The organism is Rhizobium sp. SL42 (assembly GCF_021729845.1).
Lineage (GTDB): Bacteria > Pseudomonadota > Alphaproteobacteria > Rhizobiales > Rhizobiaceae > Allorhizobium.
On sequence record NZ_CP063397.1, the window covers coordinates 2923560 to 2946548 of the forward strand.

At 59.6% G+C, this 22989-nt stretch carries 19 protein-coding genes; 7 read left to right on the forward strand and 12 right to left on the reverse strand.

Features of this window, described 5'->3' with window-relative positions:
* The 3 genes from ttcA to rpsD form a co-directional block, all read right to left on the reverse strand.
* Nucleotides 1–888, reverse strand: coding sequence for a tRNA 2-thiocytidine(32) synthetase TtcA (ttcA, locus tag IM739_RS13885; RefSeq protein WP_237368306.1), 888 nt, complete (start codon nucleotides 886–888; stop codon nucleotides 1–3).
* Nucleotides 889–957: 69 nt separating this feature from the next.
* Nucleotides 958–1884: a glutaminase gene (locus IM739_RS13890; protein WP_237371074.1), complete on the reverse strand. Its 927-nt coding sequence runs from the start codon at nucleotides 1882–1884 to the stop codon at nucleotides 958–960.
* Nucleotides 1885–1996: 112 nt separating this feature from the next.
* Nucleotides 1997–2614 carry a 30S ribosomal protein S4 gene (gene rpsD / locus IM739_RS13895; protein WP_237368307.1) on the reverse strand — a complete coding sequence of 206 codons (618 nt, stop codon included), beginning with the start codon at nucleotides 2612–2614 and terminating at the stop codon, nucleotides 1997–1999.
* Between the two features lie 339 nt (nucleotides 2615–2953).
* Here rpsD and IM739_RS13900 point away from each other — a divergent pair, with 339 nt between their 5' ends.
* The 3 genes from IM739_RS13900 to pepT all read left to right on the forward strand — a co-directional run bounded on the left by IM739_RS13900 (nucleotide 2954) and on the right by pepT (nucleotide 6190).
* Nucleotides 2954–3952, forward strand: a complete 999-nt coding sequence (locus tag IM739_RS13900; protein WP_237371075.1) for a TerC family protein — start codon at nucleotides 2954–2956, stop codon at nucleotides 3950–3952.
* Nucleotides 3953–4109: 157 nt separating this feature from the next.
* Nucleotides 4110–4922 carry a D-alanyl-D-alanine carboxypeptidase family protein gene (locus IM739_RS13905; RefSeq protein WP_237368308.1) on the forward strand — a complete coding sequence of 271 codons (813 nt, stop codon included), beginning with the start codon at nucleotides 4110–4112 and terminating at the stop codon, nucleotides 4920–4922.
* A gap of 26 nt (nucleotides 4923–4948) precedes the next feature.
* Nucleotides 4949–6190: a peptidase T gene (gene pepT, locus IM739_RS13910; RefSeq protein ID WP_237368309.1), complete on the forward strand. Its 1242-nt coding sequence runs from the start codon at nucleotides 4949–4951 to the stop codon at nucleotides 6188–6190.
* A 37-nt stretch (nucleotides 6191–6227) separates the two neighbouring features.
* On the opposite strand, the gene IM739_RS13915 is transcribed toward pepT, so the two are convergent.
* The 6 genes from IM739_RS13915 to IM739_RS13940 all read right to left on the reverse strand — a co-directional run bounded on the left by IM739_RS13915 (nucleotide 6228) and on the right by IM739_RS13940 (nucleotide 12394).
* Entirely contained in the window at nucleotides 6228–7757 is a 1530-nt protein-coding gene (locus IM739_RS13915) for an ATP-binding protein (RefSeq protein ID WP_237368310.1), read from the reverse strand.
* A gap of 276 nt (nucleotides 7758–8033) precedes the next feature.
* Nucleotides 8034–8270 (reverse strand): DUF1127 domain-containing protein, encoded by a 237-nt coding sequence (locus IM739_RS13920; RefSeq protein WP_237368311.1) that lies wholly within the window; start codon nucleotides 8268–8270, stop codon nucleotides 8034–8036.
* Between the two features lie 442 nt (nucleotides 8271–8712).
* On the reverse strand, nucleotides 8713–9999 hold the full coding sequence (locus tag IM739_RS13925) for a hemolysin family protein (protein WP_272911314.1): 1287 nt from the start codon (nucleotides 9997–9999) through the stop codon (nucleotides 8713–8715).
* A gap of 84 nt (nucleotides 10000–10083) precedes the next feature.
* Nucleotides 10084–10917 (reverse strand): glutamate racemase, encoded by an 834-nt coding sequence (murI, locus tag IM739_RS13930; protein WP_237368312.1) that lies wholly within the window; start codon nucleotides 10915–10917, stop codon nucleotides 10084–10086.
* On the reverse strand, nucleotides 10895–11734 hold the full coding sequence (locus IM739_RS13935) for an RNA methyltransferase (RefSeq protein WP_237368313.1): 840 nt from the start codon (nucleotides 11732–11734) through the stop codon (nucleotides 10895–10897). The genes murI and IM739_RS13935 overlap by 23 nt, the downstream gene beginning before the upstream one ends.
* A 135-nt stretch (nucleotides 11735–11869) precedes the next feature.
* Entirely contained in the window at nucleotides 11870–12394 is a 525-nt protein-coding gene (locus tag IM739_RS13940; protein WP_237368314.1) for a hypothetical protein, read from the reverse strand.
* Between the two features lie 224 nt (nucleotides 12395–12618).
* Here IM739_RS13940 and IM739_RS13945 point away from each other — a divergent pair, with 224 nt between their 5' ends.
* From IM739_RS13945 to IM739_RS13955, 3 genes are all read left to right on the forward strand, one after another.
* Complete coding sequence (locus IM739_RS13945) at nucleotides 12619–13833, forward strand: NADP-dependent isocitrate dehydrogenase (RefSeq protein WP_237368315.1); 1215 nt, start codon at nucleotides 12619–12621, stop codon at nucleotides 13831–13833.
* A gap of 124 nt (nucleotides 13834–13957) precedes the next feature.
* Nucleotides 13958–14587: a glutathione S-transferase family protein gene (locus IM739_RS13950; RefSeq protein WP_237368316.1), complete on the forward strand. Its 630-nt coding sequence runs from the start codon at nucleotides 13958–13960 to the stop codon at nucleotides 14585–14587.
* 272 nt (nucleotides 14588–14859) lie between these two features.
* Complete coding sequence (locus IM739_RS13955) at nucleotides 14860–16482, forward strand: SulP family inorganic anion transporter (protein ID WP_237368317.1); 1623 nt, start codon at nucleotides 14860–14862, stop codon at nucleotides 16480–16482.
* Nucleotides 16483–16496: 14 nt separating this feature from the next.
* Here IM739_RS13955 and IM739_RS13960 read toward each other — a convergent pair whose 3' ends face one another.
* The 3 genes from IM739_RS13960 to recA all read right to left on the reverse strand — a co-directional run bounded on the left by IM739_RS13960 (nucleotide 16497) and on the right by recA (nucleotide 21793).
* Nucleotides 16497–17729, reverse strand: coding sequence for a GGDEF domain-containing protein (locus tag IM739_RS13960; protein ID WP_237368318.1), 1233 nt, complete (start codon nucleotides 17727–17729; stop codon nucleotides 16497–16499).
* A gap of 162 nt (nucleotides 17730–17891) precedes the next feature.
* Nucleotides 17892–20552, reverse strand: a complete 2661-nt coding sequence (gene alaS / locus IM739_RS13965) for an alanine--tRNA ligase (RefSeq protein WP_237368319.1) — start codon at nucleotides 20550–20552, stop codon at nucleotides 17892–17894.
* 155 nt (nucleotides 20553–20707) lie between these two features.
* A complete protein-coding gene (recA, locus tag IM739_RS13970; RefSeq protein WP_237368320.1) occupies nucleotides 20708–21793 on the reverse strand; it encodes a recombinase RecA in 1086 nt (361 codons plus the stop codon).
* A gap of 241 nt (nucleotides 21794–22034) precedes the next feature.
* Here recA and IM739_RS13975 point away from each other — a divergent pair, with 241 nt between their 5' ends.
* The gene (locus IM739_RS13975) at nucleotides 22035–22979 is read left to right on the forward strand and encodes a carbohydrate kinase family protein (RefSeq protein ID WP_237368321.1); all 945 of its coding nucleotides are present in this window, start codon (nucleotides 22035–22037) and stop codon (nucleotides 22977–22979) included.
* Nucleotides 22980–22989: the final 10 nt, after the last annotated feature.

Genomic DNA, 22989 nt, shown 5'->3' on the forward strand with positions numbered 1-22989 from the left:
TCAGCTGTCCTTGGATGTCTGAAGTGCGGAAAAATCGAAAAGCTTCGGATCGAGCAGATGCGAGGCATCGACATGGCCGAGTGCACGCAACATCGCGTCCTTGCGACCCGGCATCTTCTGTTCGATACCGGCGAGCATCTCCTTCATCGCGTTGCGCTGAAGGCCATCCTGTGAGCCGCAGAGATCGCAAGGGATGATCGGGAATTCCATCGCCTGGGCAAAGCGCGCCATGTCATCCTCCGCGGCATAGGCAAGCGGCCTTAACACGAAGAGATCCTTCTCGTCGTTGAGCAACTTGGCCGGCATGGCAGACAGACGCCCGCCATGGAAGAAGTTCATGAAGAAGGTCTCAAGGATGTCTTCCCGGTGATGACCCAGAACCAGCGCCTCACAACCCTCCTCGCGAGCAATCCGGTAGAGATTGCCGCGACGCAGGCGCGAACAGAGCGAACAATAGGTCCCACCCGACGGCACCTTTTCCTTCACGATCGAATAGGTGTCGCGATATTCGATCCGGTGCTCGACACCGATTGCAGTGAGATATTCCGGCAGGATATGCTTGGGAAAATTCGGCTGCCCCTGATCGAGATTGCAGGCAATCAGCTCGACCGGCAAAAGGCCGCGCCATTTGAGGTCCAGCAGGATGGCCAGCAGACCAAAACTGTCCTTGCCTCCCGACAACCCTACCAGCCAGCGTTTCTGCCCCTTCAGCATGTCGAAATCGGTAATCGCCTGACGGACCTGGCGAATCAGCCGCTTGCGCAGCTTGTTGAACGACACCGACTGCGGTGCCTTGGCAAAGATCGGATGGATCCCGGCAAGGTCGAGTTCGTCTTCCGGGACTGTGGCATCGGCGCCAAATGTATCGGCGGGCAAGGAAATGTTCATCTCGGGCTCCGTCGGGCACTGGGGCCGCGTGGCATCTCGCCTGTGCAATGCCCCTTTAAGCCGGCAAGATCAAGTGCCGAACACCGACCAGCCGGTCTTGGTCGCCAGCATTTCCAGTGCAACCGAGCCAAGCGCGGAATTGCCGACCTTGTTCAACCCCGGCGACCAGACGGCGATTGACGCCTTGCCCGGCGCAACGGCCAGAATGCCGCCACCGACACCGGATTTGCCCGGCAGGCCGACATGGAAGGCGAAATCACCCGAGCCGTCATAGTGCCCGCACATCATCATCAGCGCGTTGATACGACGGGCACGCTTGGGCGAGACTACCGAAAAACCGGTGAGCGGATTGGTACCGCGATGGGCGAGATAGAGGCCGGCATGGGACAGCTGGACGCAGCTCAGCGCGAGCGCGCATTGGTGGAAATAGACACCAAGCACATGCTCCACCGGGTGATGCAGATTGCCGAAGCCGCGCATAAAGTTCGCCAGCGCAAAATTTCGGTAGCCGGTCTTCTGTTCCGACTGCGCGACCTTCTCGTCGATCGACAGCGTCTCGTCATCGGCGACATAGCGCATGAAGCGCAGGTATTCACCAATCGCCTCACGGGGAGCGTGCCCCGCAAGCACCATGTCGGCGACAACGATCGCACCGGCATTGATGAACGGGTTGCGCGGAATTCCATGCTCGTGTTCAAGCTGGACAATGGAGTTGAAAGCCGAGCCTGAGGGCTCGCGGCCAACACGGTTCCACACGCCCTCGCCGGCCTTGCCGAGCGCCAGCGTCAGCATGAACACCTTGGATATGCTCTGGATGGAAAAGGACGTCTCGGCATCGCCGGCCTTATAGGTCTGTCCCTCGACCGTGGTGATCGCAATGCCGAACTGCCTGGGATTGACCCGCGCCAGTTCCGGAATGTAGTCCGCCACCTTGCCCTCGCCCAGCCGAGGCTCAAGCTCGCGCACGATGTCGTCAACAATCGCCTGCAGGTCCATGTCCACCCTCTCGCTCGGCAGCGCTGGTACTATATTCATCGTCCATCGCCGCACTGCAAACAGAAAAAGCCGCCCCGAAGGACGGCTTTTCCAAAAATCCGAAACGCGTCGATTAACGCGAGTAGAATTCGACGACCAGCTGCGGTTCCATGACGACAGCGTAAGGAACGTCGGACAGCGTCGGGACGCGAACGAAGGTAGCAACCATCTTGTTGTGGTCGACTTCGATGTAGTCCGGAACGTCACGCTCGGCGAGCTGAACCGATTCGAGAACGGTAACCAGCTGCTTCGACTTCTGGCGAACTTCGATCACGTCGCCGGCCTTGCAGCGGTACGAGCCGATGTTGACCTTGACGCCGTTGACGGTGACGTGGCCATGGTTGACGAACTGGCGGGCAGCAAAGACAGTCGGAACGAACTTGGCGCGGTATACGATCGCGTCGAGACGCGACTCGAGCAGACCGATCAGGTTCTCCGAGGTGTCACCCTTGCGACGGTTGGCTTCGTCGTAGGTGGCGCGGAACTGCTTTTCGCGCAGGTCGCCGTAGTAGCCCTTGAGCTTCTGCTTGGCGCGAAGCTGGACACCGAAGTCCGAAAGCTTGCCCTTGCGGCGCTGACCGTGCTGGCCAGGACCGTATTCGCGGCGGTTAACCGGGGACTTAGGACGACCCCAGATATTTTCGCCCATACGGCGATCGATTTTGTACTTGGATGCAGCGCGCTTGCTCATCGCATTTCCTTCTCAACAGGTTACACCGGTTTGTTACCAAACAGGATCAAGGAAACACGCCCTCCTCTGAGTTCCGTTTTAGAAACTCTGACAGGCTTCTCACGTAAAGCGTACGGGGAAAACCACGGGACATGTCGTTAAACGACGGGCTCAGGGAACCCGAAGTTGAGGGGGCTATATGGGCGATGCGAGAAAATGTCAACGTTGTGCCTTGAACTTTCCGCGACACCGTCCCATTTGCCCCATCACGCAGCCACCGGGCCCCTCTGACGTTGAGCGCCGGATTCTCGTGATGTCGGGGCTGCGATCAAAAACCTTTCCGGCAAAGGAATCCTCATGGTGGATTTTCTTTGGGTTGACTTTCTGGGCACTCCCGCCTGGATGTGGCTTACCTTCGTTTCCCTCGTTGCCTTTCTACTCGCTCTCGACCTTGGCGTCATGCACAAGGAAAGCCGTGAAATCGGCATCAAGGAGAGTTTTCTTCTCTCAGCTTTCTATATGACCCTCGGAGTCGCCTTTGGCGGCTGGGTCTGGTTCCAGAGCGGCCAGCAGGCCGGTCTCGAATATCTGACGGGCTTTGTCGTCGAAAAGAGCCTGGCGATGGACAATATCTTCGTCATCGCGATGATCTTCGGCTATTTCTCCATACCCCGCGCCTATCAGCACCGCGTCCTGCTCTGGGGCATTCTCGGCGTCATCGTCCTGCGTGGCGTGATGATTGCCGCAGGCGCTGCCATCGTCGAGAACTACGATTGGGTTCTCTACCTGTTCGCCGCCTTCCTGGTCATCACCGGCATCAAGATGCTGCTGACAGCCGAACAGGAACACGACGTCTCGAGCAATCCGGTCCTCAAATTTCTGCAGAAGCGCTTGCCTGTCACAAACGGCCTGCGCGACGAGAAATTTCTCGTTCGCGAAACGGACGAAAAGACCGGCAAGCTGAAGACCTTCATCACGCCGCTTTTCCTGGCGCTGATCATGGTCGAACTGGCCGATGTGATCTTCGCGGTGGACTCAATCCCGGCGATCTTTGCGATCACCACCGATCCGTTCATCGTCTATACGTCAAACATCTTCGCGATCCTCGGCCTGCGCGCGCTCTATTTTGCGCTTTCCGCCCTGATCCACCGCTTCGCCTATCTGAAATATGCGCTGTCGGTCGTGCTGATCTTCATCGGCTCGAAGATCTTCGTCGCAGACATGCTGGGCCTCGCCAAGATCCCGCCCACCATCTCGCTCTCCGTTACGATCGGCATCCTAGCCGTCGGCATCCTCGGATCGCTCTGGGCGACCCGCAACACCGGCAAGGACGACAAAACCGCCGTTGCTGAGCAGTAAACCCGCATGGGGGCGGCCCTTGGGTCGTCCCCATCGCACCTCGCGCAGACGTGTACCTGAAAATCCCGTTTACGACTGTTTGCAAAGCTGACAGCTTCGCCAATCTGGTCTAAAGCCAGTTCCGGTTACGGATTTAAAGATCGTGTTCAGGACAATCATGGCTTCTCGCAATTCCTCCCTTATTGTTTCGGCCTTCCTCACCGTCATGTCGGCATTCGCGCCGTCATCTGCCGAGGCCGGTCGCGCCCATGTAATCCTCGACGCCAATACCGGGCAGATTCTGGAGGCAGAGAACGCCGACGCCATCAATTATCCGGCCTCGCTGACCAAGATGATGACTCTGTACCTGACCTTCGAGGCACTGCATCAGAGCCGCTTCGGCTGGGATGACCGTCTGGTGATGTCGGAAAATGCCGAAAGCAAGGAACCCTATAAATTCGCAGTCGGCGCAGGCAACAAGATCACCGTGCGCGAAGCGGTCATGGGCATGATTGTGCTGTCGACCAATGACGCGGCAGTCGCGGTCGCCGAAGCGCTCGCCGGCTCCGAACAGGCCTTCGGTCAGATGATGACCGCCAAGGCCCGCACACTTGGCATGAGCAGCACGGTATTCACCAATCCCGCCGGCCTCCCCGATCCGAACCAGGTGACCACGGCCGCCGACATGGCGAAGCTGGGATTGGCGCTGATGCGTGACTATCCGGAAGAGTACAAACTGTTTTCCACGACCCGTTTCACCTTTCGCAGCATGAAATTCCGCGGACACAACCAGTTGCTGTCCACTTATCCGGGTGCGGACGGCATCAAGACCGGCTATACCAAAGCCTCGGGCTACAACCTCGTCAGCTCTGCCAGCAATGGCAGCCGCCGCGTCGTCGGCGTTGTCCTTGGCGGCGACAGCGCAGCCGAGCGCGACGGCCAGATGGCCGCCCTGTTCGACAAATATCTGGGCGCGCAGTCCGGACAATAAACCTCTTCAGAGATCGGATACGCCCAATGACCGATACCGTCCTCGACCGTTTTCTCCGCTATGTCGTGATCGACACCCAGTCCGATCCGAAGTCTTCTGCGCAGCCTTCGACGGAGAAGCAGAAGGATCTGGGTCGCATCCTTGTGCAGGAACTGCTGTCCCTCGGCCTGCCTGACGCCCACCTTGACGAACACGGCAATATCTATGCGACCATCCCGGCCAACACCAACAAGCCGGTCCCGGTGATCTGCTTCTGCTCGCATATGGACACCGCTCCCGACTTTACCGGTACCAACGTCAAGCCGCAGATCGTCAGCAACTATCGCGGCGGCGATATCCGGCTGACAGGTGATACCGCCCAGGTCATCCGCGTCGAAAGCCATCCGCAACTGAAAAACCAGATCGGCAACGATATCGTCACAACGGACGGCACAACGCTCCTGGGCGCCGACGACAAGGCGGGCATTGCCGAGATCATGACGGCGGCAGCAACTCTGCTGGCCAATCCGGACATCAAGCACGGCACGATCAAGATCCTCTTCACCACCGACGAAGAGATCGGCCGTGGCGCCGACAAGGTCGATCTGGACAAGCTTGGTGCCCGTTTTGCCTACACGCTCGACGGCAGCACGGTCGGCGAAATCGAAAACGAGACCTTTTCGGCCGATGGCGTCGAGATCGACATTACCGGTGTCGCCATGCACCCGGGCTACGCCAAGGGCAAGATGGAGAATGCCATCAAGATTGCCAGCGACATCGTCGCGCGCCTGCCAAGGGACATCACGCCCGAAGCAACCGAAGGCAAGCAGGGCTTTATCCATCCGACCAATCTCACAGGCGCCATGGAGAGCGCCCATATCGGCTTGATCATCCGCGACTTCACCGACGAAGGATTGCTGGAGAAGGAAAAACTCCTGGAAGACATCACCAAGGACGTGATGAAGACCTATCCCGGCTCCCGTTACACATTCAAGGTCAAGCAGCAGTACCGCAACATGAAACAGGTGCTCGACCAGCATCCGGAAGTGGTCGACAATCTCGTCGAAGCCGTACGGCGTATCGGACTGGAACCCAAGCTGCACAGCATCCGCGGCGGCACCGACGGCTCACGCCTGTCGTTCATGGGCCTGCCCTGCCCCAATATCTATACCGGCGGCCACGCCTATCACTCCCCGCTGGAGTGGGTCAGCGTCCAGGACATGGAAAAAGCCGTGAAGACCATTGTCGAACTGGCCAAGGTCTGGGCAGAGCGGACGGTGGCCAGATAGCCGAAAGGCAAAAGGGTACTCGGCTCCGCTTAACCCCTCACTCGGCCGCCGACTGCGTCGGCACGTCCGCATCCATCAGATTGGGATCGCCCGGCTGGGTCTCGGCTTCGAGATCCGGGAAGGCGACGATGCGCTTGCCGGAAAAATCGGTATGCACCACGACCAGTCCCTGCTCTTCGAAATAACCGAGCAGACGCCGCGCGCGGCGGGACGAATGGGTACCATAGGCCTTGGCGATGCGATGGTCGGACGGGCACTCCTCCGACAACAAGGCGGCCTTGGCGAGCAGCAGGAATACGCCCTGCAGGTCGTCGGAAACACGCACCGACAGATCGAGTGCCGTCGCCCACGCAGCGCTCGCCGCCGTCTCCTCATCTACGCCGGAACGTGAAATCGCCACGCGTCGACGAAACTCACCCATCGGCATTGGCGGTCCTGACACCCGGCGCATCCGGGCCCGCACGAGAAACTCCTGGTAAAGCACGCTGTCGGTGCGATAGGCGGCCTGAGGATCCCCGAGAATTTCCGACAGAACGGCAGCCAGCCGCTCCTCGCGTTCCTCCGCCGACATTTCAGCGCCGCGCGTTGGCGTTCCCGGTTCGCTGCCGCCGACAGGTGACAGGGCAGCCGGTATCGATCGCGACAATTCTGCGAGAATGTCCGTCGTCGGACGCGGTGCCGGCGGCGCCCGGCGCACGATCGGCCGTGTGAACTCTTCCGGATCCGGCGTGAAGATCAGATCCTCGACATCCTGTGGCGCATCCGGCAGAGGCATCAGCTTCGGGCTGGACGAACGCGCCGATGTCTCCACCTCGCCAATCACGATCGGCAAGGGGCGGCGCGACAGGGCTGGGCCAAGCGCCACGAAATTGCCGCGCTGCAGATCGCGGAACATCTCGGCCTGGCGACGGTCCATGCCGAGCAGGTCGGCGGCGCGCGCCATATCGATATCGAGAAAGGTGCGGCCCATCAGGAAGTTAGACGCTTCGGCGGCCACATTCTTCGCCAGCTTCGCCAGGCGTTGGGTGGCGATTACCCCGGCAAGCCCGCGCTTACGGCCACGGCACATCAGATTGGTCATGGCGCCGAGCGACATCTTGCGCGCATCTTCCGAAACATCGCCGCCGACCGCCGGCGCAAACATCTGCGCCTCGTCAACCACGACCAGAACCGGAAACCAGAATTCACGATCGGCATCGAACATGCCGTTGAGGAATGCGGCAGCCGCGCGCATCTGCTGCTCGACATCCAGCCCTTCCAGCGTCAGCACGCAGGAGACGCGATGGCGGCGAATACGATCAGCGATACCGGCCAGTTCCGCCTCGGTGCGCTCGCCATCGACCACCACATGGCCGTATCGATCCGACAGCGTCACAAAGTCACCCTCGGGATCGATGATGACCTGCTGCACCCATTGCGCGGACTGTTCCAACAGGCGACGCAGGAGATGCGACTTGCCCGATCCGGAATTGCCCTGAACCAGCAGACGCGTGGCGAGAAGTTCCTCTATGTCGAGCTTCGCCTGAGCGCCGCCCGTCAGGGTTCCCATATCGATTCCGACCTGCACCAATCCACCTCGTATGCTCACGCGCACGCCGCGCGCCCGGATCGCCAAACGACCCGCAGATGCTTTAGCAAATTTTTCACGAATCAGCGCCGCGAAACACGCCGCCATCAACAGGCAATTATGCCGCTTCCGCAGACAAAATTCGAGAGAGTTGCTGTGAGCCTCACTTATTGCCCGACCCACCCTCGTGGAATGGCCGCCTGTCTCGGGGAATCGAGTGCAAGCCTCAGCCAAAAACTCCGGTGGTCAGATCCACCGGAGTTTTTGCAACGAGCATCACAAACGGATGTCCCACAGGGACATCTTCGAAGGCAATCGCCAGTCCTCGGCAGCATCGAGACCGATGTCCTGGCGCATGCGCTCTGATAGCCCGTCAACCGAGTTGGACTTGCGCCGTTGAGTCCAGGCAACATGGATCAAGGTGCGGGCGGCGGCCCAGACGCCGAATTTCTCGCAAAGTTCGGCGACCGTAGCCGTCAGGGTATCAACAACTATAGATTGTTCTTTGTGCATAGCTTTTCCGTCCCGGCGCAGCGAAGCGACCAGGTCCTCTAGATGAAAAACACGGAGAGACGGACGAGCAAAAACGCAGCAGCGTGCTGTCAGCCGATCACGTTAGTTTTGTTGAAAATGGCGCCAGACGCCGGAAACCCTGTACGGGATAACCGTTCAGGCGGTGGTTCGTGGGGAAAAGGCGCAAGTGGCCCCTGCCGTAAACACCGATCCGCCAGAGAGGCGCATATATACAGAATGAGTAATCATTGACGCCTCCTATTGTTTGAATTGCGGATGTGCAGAAGATTACACAAGAAAAAGCAACCGGCAAGATCACAATTCCGGATTGCAAATTTTGTCGAATTTTAGTTGCTGAAAAGCAACACTGCGCAAACCGCCTCCGGCTGCAAAGTGTTGCTTCGGATCAGATGTAAAACCTGCGCTGGGTACGCCTTCGGCGTCAGTCCCCAGGCCCCACCGGCGACACCAGCAGCTTGTCGATCCGGCGTCCGTCGAGATCGATCACTTCGAAGCGCCAGTTGTTCTTGACGAAGCTCTCGCCAAGTTCCGGGATCCGCTTCAATTCGGCAATCACGAAACCTGCAACGGTGGTGTAGTCCGGGTCGGCATCGATCGGCACGCGGATGCGATCGATGAATTCGTCAATCGGCGTCCAGCCCGCCACCAGATAGGAACCGTCTTCGCGCAGGACCAGCGATGGCTCGCCCTCGCTGTCGTCCTGGAAGGCCCCGGTGATCGCCTCGAGAATATCGCCCGACGTAATGATGCCTTCGAAATGGCCGTATTCGTCATAGACCAGCACCATGTGCAAAGAGGTCTTGCGCATCGCCTGAATGATATCGATCGCCCCGGCAAGATCCGAAACGATCGGCACTTCGCTGACCAGGGTCCGGATGTCCACGGCTGTCCCGAGCGCAATGGCCTCATAGACCTTCTTGACGAACAACACGCCGATGATCTCGTCGGAATCGCCCGAACGCACCGGCAGGCGCGAATGCTGGCTGTCGCGCAGCGATTCTTTCAATTCGTCGAGTGTATCCTTCACATCGAGGATCTCGACGTCTCGACGCGGTGTCATCAGTCCGCGCGCCGTGCGGTCTGCAAGACGCATGACACCCGAGATCATCGCCGATTCTTCCGATTCGATCACGCCGGCGCTGTGCGCTTCGGCCAGAACCGTCTTGATTTCCTCATCGGTCACCGTGCCGGCCGAGACACCCTGCTGGCCAAGAAGCGACAGGATCAGCTTGCCGGAGCCATTCAACAGCCAGACCAACGGCGCCGACACTTTCGACAGGACGAGCATCGGCATGGCGACACGCGCAGCAACCGCTTCCGGGTTGCGCAGCGCAATCTGCTTTGGAACCAGTTCACCGACGATCAGCGAGAGGTAAGTGATCATCATAACGACGAAGCCGACGCCAACCGCATCCGAAACACCGTTTGACACGCCCTGAAGCTCAAGCCAGTCCGAAAGGCGCGCCCCGAGTGTAGCGCCGGAAAATGCGCCGGACAGGACACCAACAAGGGTGATGCCGATCTGGACTGTCGAGAGAAAACGGCCCGGATCTTCCGCCAGCCGGATGGCGACAAGCGCGCCGTGATTTCCAAGTTCACTCATGACTTTGAGACGTGCGGGTCTCGATGAGACGACGGCGAGTTCAGACATGGCCAGAACGCCGTTCAGCAGCGTCAGGAATACGACAATCGATATCTCGGTTAACAAGACTACGAGCAAAGCTCCTCTACACCGGCTAAGCGTCCGGCAACGGCTCGACCTCTAGCACACCGACATGCCGATCCAAAGGGTCTATCGGCAAAACCCGGCGTCATCGGCAGACGCCATTGACAGGCCCATGCCCTGCATCAGCCTGCGGGTCGAGAAATTCGGTTGTCCGGAGGTGAATACCGCAAAGTCAAAGCCATCGGGATGCTCAGCGCCCTCGACCAGCGGGACCATACGCCGCGCCTGCCGTGCGATAGCTTCGGCCGGGTCGAGCCAGTCGACGGGCCACGGAGCCAGACGACGAAAGACATTGGCGAGGAAAGGATAGTGTGTGCAGGCCAGCACGACGATGTCGGTTCGAGCACCATCCTTATCGACAAAACAAGGCGCAATTTCCGCAAGCACCTGCGCATCGTCCAGCGTCTCGCCGCGAATATAGGCTTCCGCCATGCGCGCCAGATTTTCCGAACCAACCAGCCGGACATGGCATTGGCTGGCAAAAGACTGGATGAGATCGCGGGTATAGGCGCGCTTGACGGTGCCAGGCGTAGCCAGAACCGAGACGAGGCCGGAGCGCGTGCGCTCGGCCGCCGGCTTGACTGCCGGCACGGTCCCGATGAAGCGCATGGCGGGAAAGGCGGCGCGCAAGTCACCACCGGCCAGCGTGAAGGCCGTATTGCATGCGACAATCACGGCTTCCGGCTCGTAGGCGGCGAGCAGATCGCGAAACAGGGAAACGATGCGCGCCCTGAGCGGCTCTTCCTCCCAGCCGCCATAGGGAAAGCCGGCATCGTCGGCGACATAGATGAAGCCGCGTTCGGGCATCAGCAGCCGGGCCTCACGCAGAACTGTCAGCCCACCGATACCGGAATCAAACACCAGTACCGGTTTCAGTTCATTCCTTGTCGCCGCTGTCATGCCGTTTGCTGCCCTTGAATAGCGCCACATCCGGCGGCCCGGAACCGCGCGGCCGGGACCGCTGGAACCGGTCGAGCGAAGAAATCACGCCGCGCAAAACCTTGATCTCGGGCGAGGTAAACGCGCGCCGCGAGAGAACAGCACGAAGGTTGTCGATCATTCTCGGTTTTTTCGAGGCCGGATGGAAATAGTTGCGCGCATCGAGCGCCTCTTCCAGGTGGTCGAAAAGTCCGATGACCTCGTCCTTGGTGGCGGGTGCCTGCTCTACCGCATCGAAAGGCACGGCATGAAGATCGTCCATGCTCGACTTCATCCATTCATAGGACATCAGAAGTACGGCCTGGGCAATGTTCAGCGACGCGAATGCCGGATTGACGGGAAAGGTGACAATTTCGTCGGCAAGCGCGACATCCTCGTTCGACAGGCCCGACTTCTCCCTGCCGAACATGATGCCGGTCTTTTCGCCCGCGGCAAAACGCCGACGCAAGGTCGAGGCTGCCGTCACCGGCGATCGCACCGGCTTGAAACCGTCGCGGAAGCGGGCCGTGGTCGCATAGACGAAATTGAGATCGGCGACCGCTTCTTCCAGTGTCTCATACACCACGGCACCGTCGATCACATGGTCAGCCTTGGATGCGGCAGACCGCGCCTTGTCGCTTGGCCAGCCGTCACGCGGCTTGACTAGTCGCAATTCGGCCAGACCGAAATTCGCCATGGCGCGCGCCACCATGCCGATATTCTCGCCCAATTGCGGCTCGACAAGGATGATGGCCGGCCCTTCGGCCAGAAGTACACGCTCGCTGTTCGTCCCTGCCATATTCGCCCGTCTCGATCGATATTTGCGGCCTCACTGACACAAACCGCCGGAAAAATCAAAAGATGCGGACAGCAAAATGCCGGACGGCGTCACCGCCGCGCAATTCATTCCCTGGATGAGACTGGCGCGATCGAACTACTGCCCGGCAATCGTTCTGAGTTCATCCTTGATCGATTGACCGGACTGACCGTTTTCCACCGGATAGATATCATCGATCACCGCATGACCGTTCTGGTCCAGGACATGAAAGATCAGAACCGTGTCTTCCTTGAATGCAGGATCATCGCCCATACATTCGCGGTTGTTGAACAGGGCGGTCACCTGCCCATCTCCATCATCCTCGATACGAATGTTCTGGAACGGGCAACCATCCTGGCCTCGGGCAATCGGATCATAGTCGAACGGAAATCCCGTCGTTTCGCCTTCGGGCAAATCGTAGGCTGGGTTCTTCGAGGCTTCCCGGTACATCGTGGCAAAATCTGCACTGAAGATCCGGTCCAGCCGATCTTCCGTGAAGACCTCCTTCTCGTTGCCGAAGGCCTCTTCCGTCCAGTTGCTTGCGGTTGCTTCGATGATCTCGCGGACCGGGCCAGTCACGTCTGCGGCAATCGCACCGACGCTCGACGCCAGAAGCATCGAGGCGGCAATCAGGATGTTCATGTCGGATTCCATCTGCGGATTGAATGTTGCGGCACTCTACAGACGCCCGGCCAAAGCTCAATGTCGATAGCTGCCCGCATGAGACCATTGTTGGTGTCAATTTGTGAATGAAATCGCGCTATCAGCCTGTGCCGGTGCTTTGCGTTCTTAACCGGGAATGCTATAGCCCAGCGAGCCGAACCAAGTGGGACGCTCGTCCCTATTCATTCCGAGCGAGGATATTCATGAGCAAGATCAAGGTAGCCAACCCGGTCGTCGATCTCGACGGCGACGAGATGACCCGTATCATCTGGCAGTTCATCAAGGAAAAGCTGATCCTGCCCTACCTCGACCTCGACATCGAGTATTACGACCTGTCGGTCGAAAACCGCGACGCGACCTCGGACCAGGTTACCGTAGACGCCGCCCATGCGATCAAGAAGCACGGCGTTGGCATCAAGTGCGCGACGATCACGCCCGACGAAGACCGCGTCAAGGAATTCAACCTCAAGCAGATGTGGAAGTCGCCGAACGGCACGATCCGCAACATCCTCGGCGGCGTGATTTTCCGCGAGCCGATCATCTGCAAGAACGTACCGCGTCTCGTTCCGGGCTGGACCAAGCCGATCGTTGTCGGCCGTCATGCTTTCGGCGATCAGTACAAGGCAACCGACTTCAAGTTCCCCGGCAAGGGCAAGCTGTCGATCAAGTTCGTCGGCGAAGACGGCCAGGTCATCGAGAAGGACGTCTTCGACGCCCCGAGCGCCGGCGTTGCCATGGCGATGTACAACCTCGACGAATCGATCCGCGAGTTCGCCCGCGCCTCGATGATGTACGGCCTGATGCGCAAGTGGCCTGTCTACCTGTCGACCAAGAACACCATCCTCAAGGCCTATGACGGCCGCTTCAAGGACATCTTCGAGGAAGTCTACCAGACCGAATTCAAGGCGAAGTTCGACGAAGTCGGCATCACCTACGAACACCGCCTGATCGACGACATGGTCGCCTCCGCGCTCAAGTGGTCCGGCGGTTACGTCTGGGCGTGCAAGAACTATGACGGCGACGTCCAGTCCGACACCGTTGCCCAGGGCTTCGGCTCGCTCGGCCTGATGACCTCGGTCCTGCTTTCGCCGGACGGCCGCACCGTCGAGGCGGAAGCCGCTCACGGCACCGTGACCCGCCACTACCGCCAGCATCAGAAGGGCCAGGAAACCTCGACGAACTCGATCGCCTCGATCTTCGCCTGGACCCGTGGCCTCGCGCACCGCGCCAAGCTCGACGACAACGCCGAACTCGCCCGTTTCGCCACCACGCTGGAAAAGGTCTGCGTCGACACCGTCGAAGCCGGCTACATGACCAAGGACCTCGCACTCTTGATCGGTCCGGACCAGCCGTGGCTTTCGACCACCGCCTTCCTCGACAAGGTCGATGAAAACCTCAAGAAGGCCATGGCGGCCTGATCAAAACCCATGACCGACGAAAAGCCCGGCACGCGCCGGGCTTTTTTGTTAAGCCCTGTGCCTTACCGCAAGCACCTGATCCTCCATATATTGAAGTCTAAGGGCACAAATAGGGAGGAAGGCCATGGCGGAACTGATGCTGTACACCAATCCGATGTCGCGCGGACGCATTGCACGTCTGATGCTGGAGGAGGTCGGCGAACCCTACCGCACGAAAATCGTAGCATTTGGTCCGTCAATGCACGCACCAGACTACCTGGCGATCAATCCGATGGGCAAGGTTCCGGCGTTGAAACACGGTGACACAATCGTCACAGAATGCGCGGCGATCTGTGCCTATCTGGCGGATACCTTCCCGAAAGCTGGCCTTGCACCGACAGCAGAGGAACGCGGCGCCTACTATCGCTGGATGTTCTTCGCGGCAGGCCCGCTGGAGGCTGCGGTCACCAACCGCAGTCTGGGCGTGGAGGTCGCAGCAGACCGACGTCGTATGGTCGGCTATGGATCGTTCGGCGCCGTGATGAACACGCTGGAACAGGCGGTTTCAGACAACCCCTATATTGCGGGCGATCGATTTACCGCAGCAGATGTTTATCTCGGTTCGCAGATCGGATGGGGATTGCAATTCGGCACGATCGACAAACGCCCTGTTTTTGAAGCCTATTACAGCCGACTTGCGGGTCGACCAGCCTGGCAACGGGCCAAATCGCTCGATGACGCGGCCATGGCAGACATGCCGCGGACCGGGCGATAAGCCGCAATCCGCCTGCCGTTGATGCGAGGTCATACGAGGGAACGGACGAGATGTACGAGGGTGCTGATCTGCCGACAGGCGGCTCATGTTTGCCGATTGGTCTCTAACAAACTTCTCATCCGGTTGATCGTGACAACAGCCTGCCCAGGGTAAAGCGCATCTCGCATTGTGCCGGTATGCCTGCCATTGCCAACGGACGAGACTCAGGCTCCACTGCTGATTGCTGCACGCAGAATGCTCCTGTATCCCCGAGGCTGGTATCGACGCACTCCATGAACGAAGCCCTCCTGCCGAAAACAGTCAGTGTCTTGCGTGAGGGCTATGGCCTCGAGCGCCTGAAAGCCGATGCGATTGCCGGCATGACCGTGGCGATAGTGGCACTGCCGCTCTCCATGGCAATTGCCATTGCGTCCGGCGTGACACCGGACCGGGGGCTGTTTACCGCAATCGTCGGCGGCTTTCTGGTCTCCCTTTTCGGTGGGAGCCGTCACCAGATCGGCGGACCCGCAGGAGCCTTCATCGTGCTTGTCGCGGCCACCGTCGCGACCCATGGGATCGAAGGCCTGCTGCTCGCAACCAGCATGGCCGGACTGATCTTGATCCTCTGCGGCGTTCTAAAGCTTGGCGACTATATCAAGTTCATTCCGCATCCCGTGACCGTAGGCTTTACCGCTGGCATTGCCGTGATCATCTTCGCCAGCCAGATCAGCGAATTGTTCGGGTTGATGCTGCCGGCAGGCGAACCCGGACCATTGATTGATAAAATCCCGGCCCTGATCGCCGCATTCCCCACCATCAACATGCCCGCGACGGGAATCGCGATCCTGACCGTCGCCATCATTCTTTGTTTGCGCCGCTGGCGGCCAGGCTTTCCCGGCCTGTTGATTGCCGTCGTCGGCGTTTCGGTCCTGACAGCCGTCCTTGACCTGCCGATTGCCACCATAGGCGGAAAATTCGGCGGCATTCCCAACAGTATGCCGCGCCCTGCCCTGCCAGCTTTTTCAATCGATCTCGCCCTTGCCGTTTTGCCCGATGCCATCGCCTTCGCGCTATTGGGAGCCATCGAATCCCTCCTGTCTGCCGTCGTTGCCGATGGCATGACAGGCCGCCGTCACCGTTCAAATGTCGAACTGATCGCCCAGGGCGTCGCCAATATCGGTTCGGCGCTCTTTGGCGGCATTTGCGTAACGGGCACCATAGCCCGCACGGCCACCAATGTCCGCTCGGGCGCAACCAGCCCTGTTTCGGGCATGCTCCACGCACTGTTCTTGCTGATATTCATGCTGACTGCTGCGCCGCTGGCTGCCTATATACCGTTGGCGTCGCTCGCAGCGGTTCTCGCGGTGGTCTCCTGGAACATGGTGGAACGCTCGGCCATCGTCTCGCTGTTCAGATCGTCGCGCGGCGAAACCCTGGTCCTTCTCGTCACGTTTCTGCTGGTGATCGTCCGCGATCTGACAGAAGGCATCGTCGTGGGCTTCGCCCTGGCTGCCATGCTGTTCATTCACCGCATGTCGACGACATTGCGTGTCACCAGCCACAGTGATGAACATCCGATAGACAATACCGACGCAGCCACGGTGATCTATCGTATCGACGGGGCCTTCTTCTTCGGAGCCGTCGCTGCCGCCAGTGCTGTGCTCGACCGGATTGCCGACAGCCATCGCAACCTCGTGCTTGATTGCACCGGCCTGCAGATGATCGATGCCTCCGGCGTCAACGTCCTTGCCGGCGCAATGCGCAAGGCCCTGCATCATGGCATCGCAGTCTATGTGGTGACACAGCGCGCTGAACTCCGCAGCATGCTGCTCCATCATGGCATACCGGCGCACAAGGTGATCTTCGTCGACAGCCTGTTGACTGCAAAAGCCGAAATTGCCGCTAGCGCAACGTAGGAATGGTCCGGGTGTCAGGCGATCGAGGTTGAAGGAGCAGGACCCGGATAAGCGCCGGTTGGTTTCTTCTCACCGGGTACAAAACTACTTGTCGTGACACAGTTGCGGCCCGCTTTTTTCGACGCATAGAGGGCACGATCCGCCGCCGCCAGAGCCATCTGCACGTCGAGCGGTCCTGCCGGAAGAATGCAACGGCCAATACTTACGCTCATCTGGATGCAGGCCTCACCGTGCCGAACGGCCATGGCGCCGATATCGACACGGATGTGCTCCAGCAGATCGCCATGGGCAAGGGCGGCCGTCGCCGGCAGATAGATGGCGAATTCCTCGCCGCCGACGCGCCCGAAAATTGCCCCCTGTGGCAACCGGCTGGCGACCAGGTCGCTCAGGCAAGTCAGCACAGTATCACCGGCACCATGCCCATGCGTGTCATTGATCGCCTTGAAATGATCGGCATCCAGCAGAGCCAGCATCGCCCCGACTCGATCGCCCCCGGGGCGCTGACGACTGGCGTCGATCGCGCTGAGAAAGGCACGGCGATTGTAAATGCCAGTCAGATAGTCGATCTCGGAGGCCACCTTGTAGCGCATGGTCAGACGCTCATGCACCATTGCAAAGATGGCGAGAGCGCCGAAAAGCGCCTGTATGAAATACTCGAAAGTGACCACACCGAACCAAAGATTGGGATATCCCCCGTTCAAAGTCGCGGGGAACAACAAAGGTACCGGCAGTCGCAACAGGTAAAATAGGCCATGCAGCCCGAAGGCAAAGACTGCAAGGCGCCGCGCAGGCAGCGGTTCGTGGCGATATCCCCGCCACACCGTGTTGACGATGAGAAAGGAATATCCGGCATAGAGGGCAGAAGCGACAACGACGCGGATGTTCAGGTCTTCGGCAAAACGCGGCCAGCAGGCAACCAGGGTGAGCCACACAAGCCCGCCCGACATCGCCAGCGCTGAAGGCGCGTCGGGATCCCATTCATTGAACGCCCGACAGCCAAGCCAGATCAGACCAAGGCTCCAGAGACTAAGCGCGTTGCCGAGCCCTATTGAGAGGATCGGCGGGCCAATATCCCGCAAGCCCAAGAGAGTCAGACCGAGACAGCCAAGCCAGAACCCCACCGTCCAGCGTAGCAAAGCCTGGCTGTTTCGATCCCACAGCCAGAGAAGCGTCAGAAAGATCGAGATGATCACGCAGGCCGCCGAAAGGCAGAGCATCAATGTGGGAATGTGGAAAAGATGGACCAAGCCGGCAAACCTCGAAAACGAGGTAAGACATACCATTCAAGACTGAAGGAAAAGAAAACCGGCTCGCTAAATGACTATGCATTCTGCTGCGGTCGCCAATGCAAAAGGGCGTTAAGATCGGGCTTCGAAACGCATCTGCGTCCCGAAGCCCGTTCGCCAAAATCAGACCGCGAGTGCAGCAGCGACCGCTTCGATCGCGGCTTCGGCCTGCGCGCCATCGGGGCCGCCGGCCTGTGCCATGTCGGCACGACCGCCACCGCCCTTTCCACCCAGCGCCGTGGACGCGATCCGTACCAGATCAACCGCACTGAAACGCTCGACAAGGCTGGGCGTGACCGAAACAACGGCGCTCGCCTTGCCATCCTCAGCCACGGCGATCAGAACGACGACTGCGGACTCCAGGCCAGCCTTGGCCTCGTCGGCCATGCCCTTCAGGTCCTTGGCGTCGATGCCGGACAGTTGGCGCCCAATAAAGCTGATGCCATTGATCACGCGCGGTGCGTCGGCGCCGCCGGTCGCACCGCCACCCATGGCCAGCTTGCGCTTGGCGTCAGCCAGTTCCTTCTCAAGCTTCCGGCGCTCATCGATCAATGTCTCGACACGCGAAAGCACATCGGACGGCTGAACCTTCAGCGACGTGGCAAGCGCCTTCACCCGTTCGTCCTGCTCGGCCAGATAAGCGCGGGCCGCTTCGCCGGTCAGTGCTTCCAGACGACGCACACCGGCACCGACAGCGCTTTCGCCGACTAGGCGCACAAGGCCGATATCACCGGTTGCGTTGACATGGGTGCCGCCGCACAATTCGATCGAATAGGCTTTGCCGGCCTTCTCCCCCCGAACAGCGGTGCCCATCGATACAACGCGTACTTCGTCGCCATATTTTTCACCGAACAGTGCCATCGCGCCCTCGGCAATTGCATCGTCGACAGCCATCAGGCGCGTTGTGACCTGTGCATTCTGCACGATGATCTCATTGGCCATCTCTTCGACGATCTTCAGCTCTTCTGCGGTGATCGGCTTGGGATGCGAGATGTCGAAGCGCAGCCGCTCGGGCGCAACCAGCGACCCCTTCTGTGCCACATGCGTTCCAAGCACATCGCGCAGCGCTTCATGCAGTAGATGGGTTGCGGAGTGATTGGCCCGCAGCCTTGAGCGGCGGGCATGATCGACATTCAGCGTCACCGCTTCACCAGCGCGCACGACGCCGTTGCGGACAGTGGCGATATGGACGAAGAGCCCCTCGCCCTTCTTCTGCGTATCGGTCACATCCAGCGAGAAACCCTCGCCGATAATTTCGCCGGTATCACCCATCTGGCCACCAGACTCGCCGTAGAACGGGGTCTGGTTGACGACGATCTGCACCAGTTCGCCAGCCGAAGCGCTCTCGACCAGCGCCCCGTCGCGTACCATTGCCTGGATCTGGCCTTCTGCCGTTTCCGCCGAGTAGCCGAAGAATTCGGTCGCCCCGTGCTTTTCGCGCAGCTCGAACCAGATGGTCTCCGTCGCCTTGTCACCGGATCCGGCCCAATGCGACCGCGCTTCAGCCTTCTGCCGTTGCATCGCATCGTTGAAACCGGTGATATCCACGCCGATGCCACGGGTACGCAGGGCGTCCTGCGTCAGATCCAGCGGGAAGCCATAGGTATCATAGAGCTTGAACACGGTTTCGCCGTCGAGGCTATCGCCTTGACTAAGATCGGTCGTCGCATCCGAAAGCAGCGACAGGCCACGCTCCAGGGTCTTGCGGAACCGGGTCTCTTCCAGTTTCAGCGTCTCGGCAATCAGCGATTCTGCACGGGCAAGCTCGGGATAGGCGCGGCCCATCTGCTGAACGAGAACCGGCAGCAGCTTGTAGATGATCGGATCACGCGCGCCGAGGAGCTGCGCATGGCGCATGGCCCGCCGCATGATCCGGCGCAGGACATAACCACGTCCCTCGTTCGAAGGCAGAACGCCATCGGCAATCAGGAAAGCCGACGAACGCAGGTGGTCCGCGATCACCCGGTGGCTGGCCCGGCGCTCGCCTTCGGCCTTGACGCCAGTCAGTTCGACAGACGCCTCGATCAGCGAACGGAACAGATCGATGTCATAATTGTCATGCTTGCCTTGCAACAGGGCGGCGACGCGCTCAAGGCCCATGCCCGTGTCGATCGACGGACGGGGAAGGTCGATGCGTTCTTCCTTCGTCACCTGCTCGTATTGCATGAAGACGAGATTCCAGATTTCGATGAAGCGGTCGCCATCCTCTTCCGGCGAACCGGGCGGTCCGCCCCAGATATGGTCGCCGTGATCGTAAAAGATCTCGGAACAGGGACCGCACGGACCGGTATCACCCATGGCCCAGAAATTGTCACTGGTCGGAATCCGAATGATCCGGTCATCCGTCAGGCCCGCGATCTTCTTCCACAAGCCATGCGCTTCATCGTCTGTATGATAGACGGTCACCAGCAGCCGGTTCTTGTCGATGCCGAATTCTTTGGTGATCAGGTTCCAGGCCAGCTCGATGGCATTTTCCTTGAAATAGTCGCCAAAGGAGAAATTGCCGAGCATTTCGAAGAAGGTATGGTGACGGGCGGTATAGCCGACATTGTCCAGGTCGTTATGCTTGCCGCCGGCGCGCACGCATTTCTGCGCGGTTACGGCGCGCGAATAAGGACGCTGTTCCAAACCGGTAAAAACGTTCTTGAACTGCACCATGCCGGCATTGGTGAACATCAATGTCGGGTCGTTGCGCGGCACCAGCGGGCTGGAGGATACGACCTCGTGACCGTTCGTCTTGAAGTAATCGAGAAAAGTCGACCGGATGTCGTTTACACCGCTCATGTCACGCCCTTCATTCAGGCCGCAAGCCGGCCAATTCGCAAAATCAATGGCTTTTATCGTCCGGTATGGTCGCTGTCCAGCCACGCAATAGAAAACCGGCCATGCCTCTTTCGAAACATGGCCGGCCTGAATTCAAATCTGGGACAGCGCGAGACTTAGTCTTCGGCGCTATCGCCATCATTGGCGTCGGGACCACCGTTCTGCAGGAACTTCTCTGCGATCAGACCGGCATTCTGGCGCAGTGCAAGTTCGATTTCCTGCGCAAGCGCCGGATTGTCACGCAGGAACAGCTTGGCATTTTCACGCCCCTGGCCGAGACGTTGGCTATTGTAGGAGAACCAAGCACCCGATTTCTCGACAATGCCGGCCTTGACGCCGAGATCGACGAGCTCACCGGTCTTCGAAACGCCTTCGCCATACATGATGTCGAATTCGACCTGCTTGAACGGAGGTGCCATCTTGTTCTTGACGACCTTGACGCGTGTCTGGTTGCCGACAACCTCTTCACGATCCTTGACCGCGCCGATGCGGCGGATGTCGAGGCGAACCGAGGCATAGAACTTCAGTGCATTGCCGCCGGTGGTCGTTTCCGGCGAACCGAACATCACGCCGATCTTCATGCGGATCTGGTTGATGAAGATCACCATAGTCTTCGACTTGGAAATCGATGCGGTGAGCTTGCGCAACGCCTGGCTCATAAGGCGCGCCTGCAGACCCGGAAGACTGTCGCCCATCTCGCCTTCGATTTCGGCGCGCGGAGTTAGTGCCGCGACAGAGTCGACAACCAGTACATCGACAGCGCCGGAGCGCACCAAAGTGTCGGTGATTTCGAGCGCCTGCTCGCCGGTATCCGGCTGCGAGATCAGCAGGTTCTGCAGATCGACACCCAGCTTGCGGGCATAGACCGGATCCAGTGCGTGCTCGGCATCGACGAAGGCGCAGATACCGCCCTTTTTCTGCGCTTCGGCAATCGTCTGCAGCGCAAGCGTCGTCTTGCCCGAGCTTTCCGGTCCATAGATTTCAATGATTCGGCCCTTCGGCAGACCACCGATACCGAGCGCAATATCGAGGCTGAGCGATCCCGTCGAGACAGTCTCGACTTCGACCACACTCTCGTTCGCGCCGAGCTTCATGATCGAGCCCTTGCCGAACGAACGTTCGATCTGCGAGAGCGCCGCTTCCAATGCCTTGCTTTTATCCACCGATTTGTCCTCTACCAACCGCAAAGAATTCTGTGCCATTTGATCCACCTTTAGGTTATTGAGGCCGCATAGGCAATGAAGCCGCCGATGGACTGTATGTACTTCTTTTGTTCCACCTTTGCAAGCGCCATTCAAGCCATTGAGAGAAAACGGCTTTTTCAACCATGTTCGACAAATGTTCCGCACCTTGGAAAAGCTTTTGCAAACAGTGTCTTACATTGCGAAATTGAAGTTTTTATGTCCTTGCGATTCGGATCATCCGTGTGAGAAAGTGCCGTGCATGAGCTTTGATATTCTGGCCATCGGCGGCGCCCATATCGATCGCCGCGGACGTCTGTTCGGGGAAACGAAACCAGGCTCCAGCAATCCCGGCCAATGGTTCGAGGAGGCGGGTGGCGGCGTGTTCAATGCCGCCAGCAATCTTTCACGGCTCGGACACCGTGTTCGCCTTGTTGCACCCCGTGGCGGCGACGCGGCGGGCCAGACGGTGGCGGATGCCGCAGAGCGCGCCGGCCTCGACGACTGCCCGGTGGTCTTTCTCGATCGCGCCACGCCAAGCTACACCGCCATCCTCGAGCGCGACGGCAATCTGGTCATCGCCCTTGCCGACATGGCACTGTACGACATGTTCAGCGCGCGCCGGCTGCGGGCCCGTTCCACACGCGACAGCCTCGACATTGCACGCCATGTCCTGTGTGACGCCAACCTGCCGGGGCCAACAATCGCAGCCCTGGCCGATGAGGCAACCCAGCGCGGCATCGGCCTGTCAGCCATCGCCATATCCCCGGCAAAGGTCCTTCGCCTCAGGGAGGCCCTGCCACGGATCGACCACCTATTCCTCAACGTCGCCGAAGCCGAAAGCCTGACTGGAAAGACGGCAGTACAACCGGAGGACTGGCCATCGCTTCTCCGTCTGGCCGGCCTGCGCGGTGGCAGCGTCACCAGTGGCGGGCGCATTGCGATTGCATTTGATGAGACATCGGCGGCGGCCATCGAACCCGCACCGGTGACCCAGATTGCCGACGTCACCGGCGCCGGCGACGCCTTCGCCGCCGGTTTCCTGAACGCCCGGCTGGCCGGCGGCGACCTTTGCGGCGCACTTCGTCAGGCAACCGCGACCGCCTCGATTACCCTTGCCTCCCTGCATGCAACTGAAGAAAACCTCACGCCCCAGCGGCTGGAAACACAGTTGGCTCTTGTCCCACGGGCCCGTTTCCTGCCATGACGGGCAAAAC